The following is a 14,899-nucleotide window of genomic DNA, read 5'->3' as shown; positions in this document are numbered from 1 at the left end:
TTAGTATTTTTAAATATAACTTTTGTTTTTTTAAAATAAATGTTTTTTAAAAAATAAAATAAAAAAATTGTTTTTAGATTTATTTTTGAGTATCTTATAGGAAACTGGTAAACTGGTTCTTAATAAAATTGAATGAAAAAGGAATTTTTGGTTTGAAAATTAACTTACAAGATTTAACTAAAAAAATTGAACAAGAAGATTATTTACAAGATTTGATAACCGTTAAGTATGCTGAAATTAGCAAGTCAAAAGCTAAACTAAAAGAAGCAGCATCGAAGATGGTTAAGGAAACTGCCGCGGCAATCAAACATCATTCTCTAAGTCATATTGCTTTAGAAATAACGGGCCAGCGACCGGTTACCTTTGCCTTGGAAACTAATATTATTAATTTGCCGTATAGTAACTACAAAAAAGTGGCTAATTTCTTTGATAATGACAAGGATTATCCTGTATATATTTATTTTGAAACAATTTCAAATTATCTAAATGCCTCTGGTTTTCGTATTGATCAGCTAGCCACTGAAGGGGAAATAGTACAAGATGAAGCTGCAGTAGTCACTAAGTTGCTGGCAGAGCTAGCTGCAAAAATCAAGCAAGTTAGGGAATATGAAAAGCCAGCACCAGCGCCAGTTAAAAAAGCAGCTAAGAAGCCGGCAGCTAAAAAGGTAACTAAGAAAAAAGCAACTAAAGCTGGTAATACCAAAAAGAAGTAACTAAAAATGCAAATTGAATATGAACGTTCAGGGTGTAAACAATTTTTAAAAAAACATAAAAATGAAGTTCAGCTAATTAAGTCCTTGATTGCGAAAGCTTTGACAACCCAGATAAAGACAGGGATGGCTAAAGTTAAGCGAGCTGCAAGTGAGAGAATTAGCGGCCATTGTGTTTACGAATGTCGTGTCAATTTGAAAAAAATGGGGTCGGTTAGAGTTGCGTTTGTTATCATCAGTGATCAACAGGTCATGGTACTGTATTTATCGTCCACACTGCAAAAAGATGAATTTACTCATTTGCTTGAGCATAATTTGAAGGAAAATCGTTATTCTGCTACTTAAAAAGATTGGCACTAGTCAGTCTTTTTTTACTGGAAAACTATTCAAAAGTAATTTTTTACAATATAATGGAATCAATTACAGGAGGGCTTTTATGTTTAGCTGGAATTTACTTGGTGTCTTATTATGGGTCATCATTATTCTTTACTTTGTCTTTGTAATTCAAAATATTCGTAAGCGGCGAATTACGATGATTATTAAAAAACATCAGCGATTTAGCTGGCCTAATTTTTTAGTGGATATTGTGGAAGTTATCTTGCTATTGGTTAGTATTGTTTGGCTCTTTGATAAGACAATGCTGGATAATCCAGATTTAGAAGATACAAGCAAAATTTCATCAAGTGTTGTTTATCAACCATTAGTTATGAATACGGGCACTGGCAATTCAAGCTACGTTACTATTAATTCAAAGAAGAAAAAGATAGGTACGCAGACGTATACTTATTATCGTGCAGGTAAAAAAGTTCAGGTTTCCAGTGGTTTTGCAACGGTTACTTATGGTCGCAATCCATTGGATTTGAATGCAGAACGAATTCCGTATAATGTTCACGAGCTGCAGAAGATGGATAAAAAGTATCAACGGGCCTATGTGGCAATTTATACGGCAACATATAAAAAAATTTGGCAGAACGGAATTGGGATGCATGCTGGTCACACAGCCGTCAACTATTATTTAATTCGAATTCCAGATGCGTCATTTATTAGACAAAAATAGTACTTAAAAGGGCAGCAGTTTCTAAAAGAAGCTACTGCCTTTTTGTATGGTTTTAGTAATGTGTTTGTGTGTGAATTTGACTTAACAAGTTACCCTCAATAAAGGCTAGAATCAAACTAGCAGTTAAAAAATCGAGGACATTGCCCGATGAAAAGGCAGCAAGTAAAACAAATATGCTGGATAACATTAACGAGCTAATCAAATAGGTACGTGCAGCCTTGTATTTGAGCCATTGGTAGCCAGCATAAATTAGAATAGCTAGATAGGGTCCAACAAAGAGCAGCATTCCCAGCCAGCCTAGAGCGTAAATTTGGGCAGCAAAATCACGTTCGAGGTTAAAGATGTTATTTTCACGAGTATACGAAATGCCAAAAAACTTATCTAAATGATTATGATTAGCTTGAACAACTCGCTTAAGCATTGCTTGCTCGATGTGCCGGTTTTGCATTCGCGTTTGTCCGGGTTCATGCATGATTTGCAACCAAAATTCCGGATCATATTGGTAAGGATAGCTTTTGAAGACAAATTTAGGATTGAGGGCATAAGCTTGATAATTGTTTTTGATAAAATCACGTAAAAAATCAGCGCGCTGCTTGCCGTGAGGATATTTTTTAAGGCCAGATGCCAGTTGCCGCTTTTCAGTAGTTAAATCGTGATCGGATTGCTGGGCAAGGTAAATTTCATAATGATAGCGTTGCACAGCTGGGCCAAAAGGTAGAATGATTAGAGCACCAAACTCAATTAAGATGGCAGTAAGAAGAGCTGGGCCACCTTTTTTAACATCTTTAATAAAGTATTTGTGCATTGCAAAGAGCAAGATGCCAATAATAATCCCACCAATTAGACCAATCGCGGCAACTTTGGTGCCAATTTCAATCATGGCTAAAGCTTGGATAACATTTAGCATACCTGTCTGCCAACTAAATTGGGTGAATAAATAATAGAGCATTAATGGCAGTAACATAAACAAGACTGCAGAAATCATGTTAGTAAAGTTAAAGAAACCTTTGGAAGCCATGTGTGAATAACCGATATTGGCATTATTGAACCACATGAAAATATTGGCACTAATCGTTCCGGTTTCATAAGATTTAAGTGAAACGACAAATAAATTAGAGAGGACAATTGTTCCAGAAAAAAGTGCAGAAACTCCTTCAATAACTTGGCGCAGCTGCTTTTGTCCTAATGTAATTTCATTAGTTAGAAATAAAACTGCTAGAGGCAAAGCCATTCTAATTAAATAGAAGATCTCACTGGTAGTAGAATAGCTGTAACCAGTAGGATTGACACTGGTAAAATTTCGAACGTGGATAAGGTGCAAAGCAGAGTAAATAATGAGTAGGAGTAAATAAAAGATTAACCATTTACGCTGCTGTAATTTTTGCCATGATTTTTTTTGACTGAAATAAAGACCTAACAAAGCGCCAATAGCCAAGATACGAATAACTGTCGGTAAAGTAAAAGGGAAAATATTGGCAAGTGTGCCGTGGTAAAACCAATATAAGTCTAAAAATGGTTGGATGAGAATGAACCAGAATAAAATGGTTCTTGCTTTAGCTTTCAATTTCTTTCTCCGTTAAAATAATTATTTTGTTAGTCTAATTTTAGGCAAAAAAGGTGCAAAAAAAAAGAGCGGTAGATTAATCTAACCGCTTCTTAAACAAAAAAATAATTTTTATTTAGCTTTCTTAGCAATATCTTCTTGAGCATCTGTGTTTTCTTGAGCAATTTTTTCAATTTTGACATCGCTTTTTGCTAAGGCTTGAATTTCTTTAACTTTTCGTTTAGGTGCTGCCTTGATGTTTTTGAAGTTAACGACAATTTTTTGATTAAGATCACCAACAGCGGTCTTATCAACTTGGTCGAAATCAATGATGGTTAACATGGCAGAATTTTCGTAGAGCTTTTCAACTTTGCCAATAAAAGGCTGGGTAAGTTCTTCTTCAGATTTTGCGCTGACAATGTCATCTAATTTCACATCTGCTTTTTTCAAAATGATGCTTCCTCTCTCCCACGTTTAGTTTTTAGTTATAATAGAAAGATATTATTATAAAAATCAATTGTTTTCAAGTAAAGGGAGCCTAGATTTTGCAAAAATTAATTTTAATTGCTGGACCAAGTGGTGCGGGCAAGACAACAATTTCAGAATATTTAACTAAAAAGTTTGGCATTCCACGGGTAGTGACGCATACAACCAGGCCAATGCGTGCAAGTGAAAAGCAGCATGAATCTTATCATTTTGAAGATGATGTTTCTTTTAATAAGTTGCATTTTTTTGAGCATGTTAAATATGGCTCATATCAGTATGGTTCTAGTCGTGAGGCTCTTGATGAAGCCTGGCAGAAAAGTGCCGTGGCGTCATTAATTGTTGATATTCATGGTGCGGCATTGTATCTTAAGCAGCTGCAAGACCAAATATATTTTTTGTATGTTACAACAAGTACAAAAGCTGAGCTCAAGCAGCGATTAATTAAGCGTGGGGATGATCTGCGTAAAATTAACGAACGGTTGAGTGGAGATGAATTAAATCTGCTACCTGCAAAGCTGCAACAAGCTGCTCATATTTTGGTTAACGATGATTGGCAGCAAACAGAAAAGCAGTTAAATCTAATTGTTGCCAAGCTATTAGCTAAGTAAGTTGCTTTTTTGACAAAAAAGCAACGGCTGTTAAACTAATTCTTACTGTTTTGTAGTTCATTTGACACAAATGTGTAATATTCAATGGGTATGATAGATGATGTCAGTTACAGGAAACTGAGAATCTTAGAATTATTCATGAAAAATTTACAAGAAATTTGCACAAGGGAGAGCAAGAGCTTTGAGACACAGACATAGTTTAATTAAGTTAATAACAGTTATTTCGTTGTTTTTTGTTGGCAGTAGTACAGTTGTTCAAGTAGCTGCGCCAACTGAAGTTAAGGCTAGTACAGTATCTAAGAAGCGTAATGCAATTGCTAAGCTTGCTAAAATGCAAGTTGGCAAAAGCTATGTTTATGGTGCAACTGGTCCTTATGCGTTTGACTGTTCTGGCTTAGTGCAATATATCTACCGCAAGGCTGGCAAAAAAGTTTTACCAAGGACAACTTACTCCCAAGTGTTAGTTGGTAAAAGAGTTTCAATGGATAAATTGAAAAAGGGTGATCTCCTTTTTTGGGGACCAGCTTCAGCACCATACCATGTTGGCGTTTGTGTTGGTCATAATAAGTTTGTTCATGCTGCGACTCCTGATCAAGGGGTTAAAGAACAGACCATTAGTCCGTATTTCTATCCTTCTGCTGCAAAACGAATTCTTGAATAATTCTCCTGTAAATTAGCAATATTTCTTAATTATTATTTACCATCTTAATTTAAGCCGTTCTGAAATTATAGTTCTTTGGAAGGGCTTTTTTACATACTGGTATTATTTCTGTAACATTTTTGTAACAAAGTGCGAGTAAAATCTATTTTGTAATATAGAAGTAGAAATGTGGCATTGGTTTTTCCACAACCACTTGGTGTAATATTGGGAGAATTTGATTTTGAAGATTAAGAGTAACTTACTTAAATTAACAACAGCTGCAGCTTTAGCTGTAACTGGTGTAACGGCTGTTGGTGCTGCTAAGACAAATTCTACAACTTCCCACGTTGAAGCTGCGACAATTAAAGTTAAAGTTAATTACGTGCCCGGCTATGGCATTAATGTGTGGAATAATTATGAGAACTCTGGCTTTACTGGTAAAAAAATACAGCATGGTACAACAGTTAAGGTTTTGGATACTAAAGTTGATACTAAGGGTAATACTTGGTACAAGGTAGGTAATAAGAAGTGGATTGAAGCTAAATATACTATTAGAGCTTCTAAGGTTTCTAAACCAGTTGCTGTTAAACATGTTAAAAGTGTTGCTAAGCAGGCTAAGAGGATTGTGAAGCTTGCTAAGGCTGAAGTAGGTAAGCCTTATGTTTGGGGTGCAACGGGTCCATCAGCATTTGACTGTTCTGGTTTGGCACAATATGTTTATAGCCAAGCTACTGGTAAAGATATTACGCGGACGACTTATACACAGGTCAAACAAGGTAAGACAGTGTCAATTCAAGACTTAAAGCCTGGAGATTTATTATTCTGGGGATCAGCTAGTGCACCATCACATGTTGGTATTTGGATTGGGAACAATCAGTTCATTCATGCTGCAACTCCTTCACAAGGCGTAATTAAAGGTACTCTGAGTTCATACTTCTATCCGTCAGTTGCTAAGCGCATTCTTGATTAAGAATAATTTTAAAAAAGGCACTTTGAAGAATTTCTTCAGGGTGTCTTTTTAAATAGCCATAGTCTTACTTGATAAAAATTCTCAGGCGACTAAAATAAGATTAAACGTAATTTTTTAATTACTTTTCGCTACCAAAAGGAGAACAATTTGATGAGACGTAATTTCTTTAAAATGGGACTGGCAGCAGCGTTAACACTGACAGGCATTGCTGTAGTTGCGCCACAAAAGCCGGTTAATGCAGCAACAACGAAGGCGCCAATTAAGCGCGTGCAGATTAATTATTTGTCGGGTAAAAGTGTTAAAATTTGGACAAATTATGAGGGTGGCCAATTAATAGCTTTCCGTGCTAAAAATAACACTAAGTGGAATGTAGCAGCAACAGCCGTTGATAGCAAAGGTAATTTGTGGTACAAAGTAGGAATTAATGAATGGCTTGAGGCTAAATATACAGTTGATTTAACTGGCAATACAGCAGCTAAAAAAAGCAAGGTACAACTGAGAACTTTAGTTAAGAAACCTAAAAAATCTTCCCAAATTAGGATTTTAAAGCATAAGCCTACTAAAGCAAAGTCAATTGCTAAGCCTAAGCCAGCTGCAGAAGCCGCTGTACCGGTTAATAGCGGCAATAAGCAAAAAGAACAAGCGGTAGTGGGTCTAGCAAAAAATCAAGTTGGCAAAAGCTATGCATGGGGCAGCAATGGCCCAGATACGTTTGATTGTTCAGGCTTAGTACAATATGTTTATCAACAAGCTGGCGGTGTTAATTTACCGCGAGTTACAACCGATCAGGTTAAAGTGGGGACAACCGTTCAAATGAGTCAATTACAACCAGGTGATTTGCTCTTTTGGGGTTCAACAGCTGCTCCATATCACGTGGCAATCTATGTTGGTAATAAGCAATATGTAAGTGCAGCAACTCCAGATCAAGGCGTAGTGTTGCAGACTCTTAGCTCGTATTTTTATCCTTGTGTTGCTAAACGTGTTTTATAATAATTTTGCAGTCAAAAAACGGTTATTTGATTATTAATCAAGTAGCCGTTTTTAAGTTTGTAAATTTAATTGTTAAATAACATATTGCTGAAAGCGTGCTTGAAGTGCTGGCTCAAGATGTCCTGACACATGAATGCCATCAGTTTGATAACTTTCTTGATTTATTTGTGCATGTTCATGAAGGTAGGCTATTTCCTTGCCAGCAGTTAGTGGCAGTAATAGTTTAACTTCTTCATAATTAGCAAAAATACGTTTGGTAATCAGTTTAGCAAGCATTTCAATTGATACGGGATCAGTAGCTGAATATAAGATATCACTGCCTTCGATTTGGGGGTATTTGCGCTCAGTCTTATCAGCTTTGTTATAGGCTGTTAACATCGGAATATTTTTGACACCAATTTCGGCTAATACATTTTGGGTAGTACGAATCATTTGAATCATATTTGGATCAGCAGCATCAACAACGTTGATTAATAAGTCAGCATCCTTGGCTTCTTGTAATGTTGCCTTAAATGATTCCACTAAATTGTGGGGTAATTTAGAAATAAAGCCAACAGTGTCTGAGAGGATAAAACTAAAGTTATTACCAAGATCAATTCGACGCACACTAGTATCTAGTGTCGCAAACAACATATCTTTAACAAAAACCTGCTTGTCCTTATTTTCAGCAGTGAATTCTTGTAATAAACCGTTCATCGTTGTTGACTTACCGGCATTGGTGTAGCCGACTAGTGCAACCTTCGGAATATGATTTTGATTACGGCGCTTTGCCTTGATTTCCTCTTGCCCAGCAATTGCTTTTAGTTCTTTTTTTATTGCAGAAATTTGTTTACCAATAGTTCTACGATTTATTTCTAGTTTAGATTCACCGGCGCCACGGTTGGCAAACCCACCGCTAGTTGAGCCACCATTACCGCGTTGCTGGTCAAGGTTGTTTTCTGAAGGGTGTAATCTGGGCAGCTCATATTGCAACTGGGCGAGTTGTACTTGTAATTTTGCTTGTTTGGAGCGGGCTCTACTGGCAAAAATTTCTAAAATCAGTTCAGTTCTATCGATAACCCGTAACTTGGTTAACTTTTCTAAATTACGGATCTGGACTGGCGATAATTCATCGTTGATGATGAGCACTTTTGCCTTTAGTCCATGTGCCATGTCCTTAATTTCGTTAATCTTGCCAAGACCAAAGTAAGTTCCAGCAACAACTTGGACTGCATTTTGGTGGGTTTGGCCAACGACTTCCATATTGTTAGCCTGTGTTAGGTTGGCTAATTCAGTCATGTAGTAGTCAAAATTGGGGTCATTTAAGTTAACGCCTGCCAAGTAGGCCTTAATAGTTTGCGGTGTGTTATCAATCATCATAATTTCTTTCTATCTCTAATTTAGTAATTAGCTTAATTGTAGTACAAATAGTGATTGCTGCGAAAGAAACTAATTTATGAAGCATTCAATTTTTAGGATGCTTTTTTGATTTGAAATATTGTAAATTGAATTAGCATAAATTAGGTGTATAATTTGCTTTCATAAGGTACCTAACTAAAATCAACAAGTTGAAAGGATTTGTGAATAAATGACACAGAATTTAAGTTATCAAGCTGATCACAAAGTCCAGCAAAATCGATGGTGGATCCTTGTGGCAGTGGGACTGTTTACCTTCATGTCAACACTAGATGGTACAATTGTTAATATTGCTTTGCCTGTTATTAGTAACGACTTGCGAATTTCAATGAGCCAATCTGAATGGGTCGTATCGCTTTACTTAATTGTAGTTTGTAGTTTTATTCTCTTCTTTGGAAAATTAAGTGACTTACACGGCAAAATTAAAATTTTTCGTTGTGGTGCAATTTTCTTTATTGCTGGATCGCTATTATCTGGTTTTAAAGTTAATTTACTCTTTCTGTTAGTTGCTCGGGCCGTGCAGGCTTTTGGTGCAGCTATGACTATGGCTACTAACAATGGGATTATTACAGAAATTTTTCCACAAACTGAGCGTGGTAAGGCTTTAGGGACAATCGGTTCTTTTGTTGCTTTAGGTTCAATTGCTGGACCGGGACTAGGTGGTGTAATTTTAGCTCGCTTATCTTGGTCGTATATTTTTTGGCTGAATGTGCCGGTTGGGATTATTGCGGCAATTATTGGTGCTATTTTCTTACCGCAAGATATTACTTTTACGCGAGCCCCACTTGATCGTCGTGGCTCTTTTGCCTTTGCTCTTGGTATGATTACGCTATTTGGCGGTATTTTTTTAGGTCAGCAGTTAGGCTTTACTGCCGTACCTGTCTTAGTAATGCTAATTATCGGAGTTATAAGTTTTGTTTGCTTTGTTTTGATTGAAAGGCAAGCTGCTAATCCGTTGCTGCAATTTAGTTTATTTAAAAATCCAGACTTTTCGGTTAGCTTATTGTGTGCATTGTTAATTTTTATTACTAACTTTTTCTTTAATGTGGTAACACCATTTTATTTAGAAAATGCACGGCATCTTGCAACTAGTCAAACGGGACTATTGTTGATGATTTTACCAATTGTGCAACTGTTTACGGCTCCTGTTGCGGGAACAATTTCTGACAAAATTGGTCCTAAATTAATTACCTTTATTGGTTTAGTCTTGTTGCTAATTAGTCAGATTGGCTATTATTTATGTAATTTAAATTCACCTCTGTGGTTGTTTATTGGCAGCATTGCCATTATGGGTTTAGGTAGTGGGATCTTCAGCTCACCAAATAATTCGCTTGTGATGAGTTCTGTCAAGCAAAAGGATCTTGGTGTAGCTGGCAGTATTAATTCACTTTCGCGTAATTTAGGTATGGTTATTGGTATTTCAAGTGCCACGACAATTTTATTTGCGGCTATGAGTGCCAAAAAGGGTGCACACGTAACTGGTTATTTGCCGCAGCAGCCAGAAATCTTTATTTATGGGATGCATTTTGTCTTTTTAATTTCAATTATTATTTGTCTGGTAACCGTGCTTTTAAGTGGCTGGCGTTTATTTAAGAAACAAGCATAATCTTTGATTTTAAGTTGTCTACTATTTTATAAATAACATAAAAATTATTATATAGTTTTGATATCAAGTTCTTAGAAAGTAAATAATACATGATAGGAAAATAATTATTGCGAATGCTGTTGGTGAGTTATGGACAAATGGCTAGGGCTGCTTTAGGTAGTGCAGAATTGAGTATCATTAAGCTAGATAATGGGCTTAGACCAGGGTCCTGATGAGCAAGGCTTAAATAAGCTGCAATTAATTGCGATGGCAAAAGATGGCATTGCAGATGTTAATGAAAGATTAAAATAGTTCGAAAACGACATCAAAAATTAACTAGTGAAGCCGATCATTAATCCGCCGACTTCGACATAAAAAGCACATAGGCCTTTGACTGAACGAATGTTAATCTTGCTGTTAGGATACTTAGCAAGAATATTTTGTTTAAGTGTCGCTGCATCTTTTAAGTTGTTAAAATGGTCAATAATTACTTCACCACCATGAAATCCTGCTTCTTCCATTCGTTTGATTGTATCTTTGAGTGCGCGCTTCATTCCGCGAATTTTGTCAATTGGTTCAAGTTTACCCTCATTACTTGCTTTGGCAACAACATTAATCTTTAGCATTTTAGCAACTTTAGCAATTGCTGGACTAATTCGCCCATTTAATGAGAGATTATGCAAAGATTGCAAAATTGCCAGCAGGTGGGTTTGAGTTTGAAAGTGCGCAATTTTTTGCTCAAAATCGACAAACCGCACATGCTGCTTGGTTAAGCGCTCAATTTCATGCAGAATGAGTGCTAATTCAGGACCGGCTGATTTGGAATCAATCACAATCACGCGGCTTGTTGGGTGCCGCTCTTCGTATATCTTTTTAGCTTGGTAAGCTGAAGAAAAACTACCGCTTAATCTACTGGTTACAGTTAATAAAATTGCCCGTTCACTGCCTGCAAGGGCATTAAGCCAAGCATCAATACTTGGACAAGCTGTTTTGCCCGTTTCTGTATTTGCAGCCATGTTTTTACTTAATTCATTTAAGTCGAGCGTTTCATCATCGACAAAATTTTTTTGATTGATAGTAATAGTTAATGGAACAATTTCAATATTTTTTGCTTTATCTGGCAATTCATTTGAACTGGAATCCAAAATTAATTTAATTTTATTCATAAAAATATTCCTTATTAAAATAATGATAATAAACCCAAAATTTGTTATAGCGAATATTACTCCCTTTTTAGCACAAAAGCTATATTTTTTTAACAAAATATAGCTTTGAATCAAGTGAACTCGTACGATGATTACAAAATCCAATTATTAAATGGCAGTAACTTGTTTAGTTAACTAGGTTTACTCAGGTCTTAAGTGGTGCAATAATTAGGTGTTAACAGAGCAGATTTTTGCTTAAAAATATGATTTAGTTGGCCGGATATTTGTCTAACAGCCTTCTTTGCCCCATAAGAGAGTGTGGAATTAAATGACGAAGATTACCAAAATTGAACAAGAATTAATTAGTCTACCATTGAAAACGCCGTTTACAACAGCAAGACATACGGTAACAGCTGCTCAAGCTGTTAAAGTAAAAATTACTTTAGCTAATGGGCTAGTTGGCATTGGCACGGGAACACCTAATGAAGTTGTTACGGGTGATACATTAGCTAGTTGTCAAGCCGTTTTAAAGGATGTCTTGTTTCCTAGTTTAATTGGCTGTGAATTTGAAAATTGGGAAGAAACTCTGACGACGCTAAAAGATGCTGTTCAATATAATCAACCGGCAAAGGCTGCATTAGAATTTGCCTTGTATGATTTGCGCTGTCAAACTTATCATACAAGTTTAGTCCAGTTGCTTGGTGGTCAAACAGCTGCAGTTACAACGGATATGACTTTAGGAATTAAGCCACTTGAGCAAATGATTAAAGAAGCTAAAGAATTTGTTAAGCAAGGCTTTAGAACCCTGAAGATTAAAGTTGGCTCTAATGGTGTTGTAAATGATATCAATCTAATTAAGGCAATTAGTGAAGCCGTTGGTCCTGAAATTAGTTTGCGACTTGATGCTAATCAAGGTTGGAGCCGCATGGAGGCTGTTCAAGCATTACGGGCACTTGTTGCATCAAAGTTACCAGTGGAATTTATTGAACAACCATTAGTCGCTAATGATCTCGCTGGTTTAAAGGAACTAACACAACTGCATATGTTACCGATTATGGCTGATGAAAGTGCAGTTTCTTATCAAGATGTTATTACTTTATGTAGTAACCATGCAGTTGATTATGTTAATATTAAATTGATGAAAACTGGTGGCTTATCTGAAGCAGAAAAAATCAATGATATCTGTACTGCATCAGGAATTGGTTGCATGATTGGCTGTATGATTGAACCAACTAATAGTATTCAAGCGGCAATTGCATTTGCCAGTGCTCATCAGAATGTGAAATTTGCAGATTTAGATTCAGTTTATATGACTAAAGAGGTACCAGCAGGCTTGGCACTTGTCGGTCCAGAATTGCGGGTAAAGTAGTAATGGTTGATTTTGAACAAGAATTAAATAAATTACAGCCGGATATTGATTTTCAATTATATTTAAATAGCTCTTGGGGACTGCATTATGAAGTTAATACTGACCAAATGTGGGCTACAGCTAGTTTAATTAAATTGGGTATTGCAGCCTATGGGCAACAGTTATTTAGTAAACAACCTAATTTGCTTGAGCAAGAAGTTGTGTTACAGCCGGAAGATATCGTTGCTGGCGCGGGTACATTGCATTTGCTTAGTCCGCGTAAATATGCAATTAAAGACCTATTGCAGTTAATGTTAATCCAATCTGATAATACGGCTACAAATGCTTTATTGACGACTTGGGGCTTGAAAAATATTAATTCTTGGCTGAAGAGAAATTATCCGCACGTATTATTGCAGCGGCGGTTAATGACACCGCCAATAAATGGTGAAAATTTGGCAAATGCTAATAGTTTAGGCCAATTATTAGCTGCTAGTTTTGAAAATGACGACCAATATGCACAGACTGTTCAGTTAAGTTTGCATCAGCAAATGTGTCATGATCGACTTGTTTGGCCAGTAGAAATAGGTTCATATAGTCAAATAAAAACCTATAATAAAACAGGTGAACTGCTCGGATATGATCATGATGCTGCTCGTTTTCAATTGGGGAACAGATGGCTTGATTGTGTTGCAATGACTAAATATGGTGCAAATGAAAGGCCCCAAGCAATCAATTTTTTACAAAATTTGGGTCAATTGTTATGTCAAATATTAATGCAGCAAAGTAAATAAAAAAACTTCCAGAAATATTTTGGCAGGAATTTTTACTCAATTTTTCTTAGCATAAATAGATTATTTCTCACATAAAAATCCCTCAATTCAATTTCGAATTGGGGGATTTTTTGCTTGTTTTATTTAACGTTTAACATGTCTTCTTTGGCATGGATTAAGTTGGTAATGCAGGCACAATACGGTGTTGGCACGCTATACTTTAATCCTTTACGGTAAACAGCACCATTGATGTAATCAATTTCTGTTAGTCGGTGGTTGACAACTAAGTCTTGATACATTGATGGATAGTGATCCATTGTCCAAGTACTTTCAACATGAGCAACTACTTCTTTGCGATCAAGATAAATCCCTTCACGTTCAGCAACATCGGCAAATTCATCAACGATTGTTCGGGTAATGTGATCAGCATTTTTAGCTTTGCCAAAATCAACAGTTGTTCCTTCTAGAAGAGCACAAACTGAGTTAACAACGCCGTTAACACATGCTTTACGCCAGATAGAGTAGAGAACATTTTCACTGTAAACAGTTGCAATTTTAGCTTTATTAAAGACGTCAACAATCTTTTGCACTTCTTCTTGGCCGCTGGCATTGAGACACTGCAGTTCGGTTTGACCATTGCCATCAAATTTAGTTTCTCCGGGGTGTGGCATGCTTGCGGCATTCATTGTGACGCCCATGACGATATGATCTTCGGCAACGTATTTTTTAAGTACATCTTCATGACCTAAGCCGTTAAGCAAACAAAGAATGTAAGTATTTTTACTGATAACTGAGCTAATATTTTTGAGCATTGCTTCTAATCCCATTGATTTGGTAAAGACAATTACTAAATCTGCTTTTTCTACTTGGTTAGAAACTTCATTTGTGTTATAAATTGGTATTTTGGTGTTAATTATTTGGCCGTCAATTTCAGCTTTGACGCCGTCTTGTCTAACAGCGGCGATATTTTTATCCCAACCATCAACTAAAGTAACATCGTTACCTCCAAGTTTGAGTAATAAGCCGAATCGTAAACCCATTGCGCCAGAACCAGCAATCACGATTTTCATTATAAATTCCTCCTAAATGATATGTAATACTTTACCAATTATAATTCTTTTGAATAGTAGGAGCAATTGCCATTAAATAATGATAAAATAATTTAAATTGAAATTAAAAAAGTCATAAATTCATGAGCTATTTTGTCATTTTGGGTATATTATGATATTAAGTACCAGTGTAAAATCAAGGAGGATTCTTAATGGATCATAAAATTGTAACTTATCCGGCAATTTTTAGGCCGCTCGAAAATGACGTCTATGTCATTAGCTTTCCAGATGTTAAAGGCGCGATTACTGAGGGTGAAGGCTTACGGGAATCGCTAAAGATGGCTGCTGATACACTTGCTAGTCGTTTATATAATAAAGAAGTATTACCGGCTGTCAGCAATGAAAATGAAATTGAATTGGCCGATGATGGTTCTTTTGTTGCACCAGTTTCAGCTGACTTGACGGAAGCTTCACGTGATCGGATTAATTACGAAATTTAGCCAAAAAAGGCACCCCAATTTCTTGGAGTGCGCTTTTTTATTAACTTGTTCCAAAAACTAATTTTATTATTCTTGGAAACAAATTTATTATATGTTACTG

The 14,899-nt window shown here is 36.1% G+C and carries 16 protein-coding genes; 11 read left to right on the top strand and 5 right to left on the bottom strand.

Annotation, left to right across the window (positions count from 1 at the left end; genetic code table 11):
- The first annotated feature begins 152 nt into the window (after nucleotides 1-152).
- The 3 genes from OZY43_RS07025 (at nucleotide 153) to OZY43_RS07015 (ending at nucleotide 1,767) form a co-directional block, all read left to right on the top strand.
- Nucleotides 153-713, top strand: a complete 561-nt coding sequence (locus OZY43_RS07025; protein ID WP_277164411.1) for a hypothetical protein — start codon at nucleotides 153-155, stop codon at nucleotides 711-713.
- Nucleotides 714-719: 6 nt separating this feature from the next.
- Nucleotides 720-1,055 (top strand): hypothetical protein, encoded by a 336-nt coding sequence (locus OZY43_RS07020; protein WP_277164409.1) that lies wholly within the window; start codon nucleotides 720-722, stop codon nucleotides 1,053-1,055.
- 91 nt (nucleotides 1,056-1,146) lie between these two features.
- Nucleotides 1,147-1,767 carry an LVIS_2131 family protein gene (locus tag OZY43_RS07015; protein ID WP_277164407.1) on the top strand — a complete coding sequence of 207 codons (621 nt, stop codon included), beginning with the start codon at nucleotides 1,147-1,149 and terminating at the stop codon, nucleotides 1,765-1,767.
- 52 nt (nucleotides 1,768-1,819) lie between these two features.
- Here the strand turns inward: OZY43_RS07015 and OZY43_RS07010 are convergent, their stop codons facing one another.
- A complete protein-coding gene (locus OZY43_RS07010) occupies nucleotides 1,820-3,331 on the bottom strand; it encodes an O-antigen ligase family protein (RefSeq protein ID WP_277164405.1) in 1,512 nt (503 codons plus the stop codon).
- Nucleotides 3,332-3,442: 111 nt separating this feature from the next.
- Entirely contained in the window at nucleotides 3,443-3,760 is a 318-nt protein-coding gene (locus tag OZY43_RS07005; protein ID WP_277164403.1) for a DUF2187 domain-containing protein, read from the bottom strand.
- A gap of 95 nt (nucleotides 3,761-3,855) precedes the next feature.
- On the opposite strand from OZY43_RS07005, the gene OZY43_RS07000 reads away from it, so the two are divergent.
- The 4 genes from OZY43_RS07000 to OZY43_RS06985 all read left to right on the top strand — a co-directional run bounded on the left by OZY43_RS07000 (nucleotide 3,856) and on the right by OZY43_RS06985 (nucleotide 7,004).
- Entirely contained in the window at nucleotides 3,856-4,404 is a 549-nt protein-coding gene (locus OZY43_RS07000) for an AAA family ATPase (protein ID WP_277164401.1), read from the top strand.
- Nucleotides 4,405-4,585: 181 nt separating this feature from the next.
- The gene (locus OZY43_RS06995) at nucleotides 4,586-5,065 is read left to right on the top strand and encodes a C40 family peptidase (protein ID WP_277164399.1); all 480 of its coding nucleotides are present in this window, start codon (nucleotides 4,586-4,588) and stop codon (nucleotides 5,063-5,065) included.
- A 220-nt stretch (nucleotides 5,066-5,285) separates the two neighbouring features.
- Entirely contained in the window at nucleotides 5,286-6,014 is a 729-nt protein-coding gene (locus tag OZY43_RS06990) for a C40 family peptidase (RefSeq protein ID WP_277164397.1), read from the top strand.
- 150 nt (nucleotides 6,015-6,164) lie between these two features.
- Nucleotides 6,165-7,004, top strand: a complete 840-nt coding sequence (locus OZY43_RS06985) for a C40 family peptidase (RefSeq protein WP_277164395.1) — start codon at nucleotides 6,165-6,167, stop codon at nucleotides 7,002-7,004.
- Between the two features lie 72 nt (nucleotides 7,005-7,076).
- Here the strand turns inward: OZY43_RS06985 and hflX are convergent, their stop codons facing one another.
- A complete protein-coding gene (gene hflX / locus OZY43_RS06980) occupies nucleotides 7,077-8,360 on the bottom strand; it encodes a GTPase HflX (RefSeq protein ID WP_277166383.1) in 1,284 nt (427 codons plus the stop codon).
- A 211-nt stretch (nucleotides 8,361-8,571) separates the two neighbouring features.
- Between hflX and OZY43_RS06975 the strand changes: the two genes are divergently transcribed.
- Nucleotides 8,572-10,005 carry an MFS transporter gene (locus OZY43_RS06975; protein ID WP_277164393.1) on the top strand — a complete coding sequence of 478 codons (1,434 nt, stop codon included), beginning with the start codon at nucleotides 8,572-8,574 and terminating at the stop codon, nucleotides 10,003-10,005.
- Between the two features lie 311 nt (nucleotides 10,006-10,316).
- On the opposite strand, the gene OZY43_RS06970 is transcribed toward OZY43_RS06975, so the two are convergent.
- The gene (locus OZY43_RS06970; protein WP_277164391.1) at nucleotides 10,317-11,150 is read right to left on the bottom strand and encodes a DegV family protein; all 834 of its coding nucleotides are present in this window, start codon (nucleotides 11,148-11,150) and stop codon (nucleotides 10,317-10,319) included.
- 307 nt (nucleotides 11,151-11,457) lie between these two features.
- On the opposite strand from OZY43_RS06970, the gene OZY43_RS06965 reads away from it, so the two are divergent.
- Nucleotides 11,458-12,498, top strand: a complete 1,041-nt coding sequence (locus OZY43_RS06965; protein ID WP_277164389.1) for a dipeptide epimerase — start codon at nucleotides 11,458-11,460, stop codon at nucleotides 12,496-12,498.
- Between the two features lie 2 nt (nucleotides 12,499-12,500).
- Nucleotides 12,501-13,271: a serine hydrolase gene (locus tag OZY43_RS06960; RefSeq protein WP_277164387.1), complete on the top strand. Its 771-nt coding sequence runs from the start codon at nucleotides 12,501-12,503 to the stop codon at nucleotides 13,269-13,271.
- A gap of 119 nt (nucleotides 13,272-13,390) precedes the next feature.
- On the opposite strand, the gene OZY43_RS06955 is transcribed toward OZY43_RS06960, so the two are convergent.
- Entirely contained in the window at nucleotides 13,391-14,320 is a 930-nt protein-coding gene (locus tag OZY43_RS06955; protein WP_277164386.1) for a 2-dehydropantoate 2-reductase, read from the bottom strand.
- 191 nt (nucleotides 14,321-14,511) lie between these two features.
- On the opposite strand from OZY43_RS06955, the gene OZY43_RS06950 reads away from it, so the two are divergent.
- Nucleotides 14,512-14,799, top strand: coding sequence for a type II toxin-antitoxin system HicB family antitoxin (locus tag OZY43_RS06950; protein WP_277164384.1), 288 nt, complete (start codon nucleotides 14,512-14,514; stop codon nucleotides 14,797-14,799).
- Nucleotides 14,800-14,899: the final 100 nt, after the last annotated feature.

Source organism: Lactobacillus sp. ESL0785, from assembly GCF_029395455.1.
Taxonomy (GTDB): Bacteria; Bacillota; Bacilli; order Lactobacillales; family Lactobacillaceae; genus Lactobacillus.
Note: the sequence above shows the minus strand (reverse complement) of the source record. Positions and strands in the feature narration are given on the sequence as shown.

Bases quoted from the DNA above. Each gene is read 5' to 3' on its own strand.
- OZY43_RS07020 (WP_277164409.1), top strand. From the start codon at position 720: ATGCAAATTGAATATGAACGTTCAGGGTGTAAACAATTTTTAAAAAAA.
- OZY43_RS07015 (WP_277164407.1), top strand. From the start codon at position 1,147: ATGTTTAGCTGGAATTTACTTGGTGTCTTATTATGGGTCATCATTATT.
- OZY43_RS06985 (WP_277164395.1), top strand. From the start codon at position 6,165: ATGAGACGTAATTTCTTTAAAATGGGACTGGCAGCAGCGTTAACACTG.
- hflX (WP_277166383.1), bottom strand. From the start codon at position 8,360: ATGATTGATAACACACCGCAAACTATTAAGGCCTACTTGGCAGGCGTT.
- OZY43_RS06975 (WP_277164393.1), top strand. From the start codon at position 8,572: ATGACACAGAATTTAAGTTATCAAGCTGATCACAAAGTCCAGCAAAAT.
- OZY43_RS06970 (WP_277164391.1), bottom strand. From the start codon at position 11,150: ATGAATAAAATTAAATTAATTTTGGATTCCAGTTCAAATGAATTGCCA.
- OZY43_RS06965 (WP_277164389.1), top strand. From the start codon at position 11,458: ATGACGAAGATTACCAAAATTGAACAAGAATTAATTAGTCTACCATTG.
- OZY43_RS06960 (WP_277164387.1), top strand. From the start codon at position 12,501: ATGGTTGATTTTGAACAAGAATTAAATAAATTACAGCCGGATATTGAT.
- OZY43_RS06955 (WP_277164386.1), bottom strand. From the start codon at position 14,320: ATGAAAATCGTGATTGCTGGTTCTGGCGCAATGGGTTTACGATTCGGC.
- OZY43_RS06950 (WP_277164384.1), top strand. From the start codon at position 14,512: ATGGATCATAAAATTGTAACTTATCCGGCAATTTTTAGGCCGCTCGAA.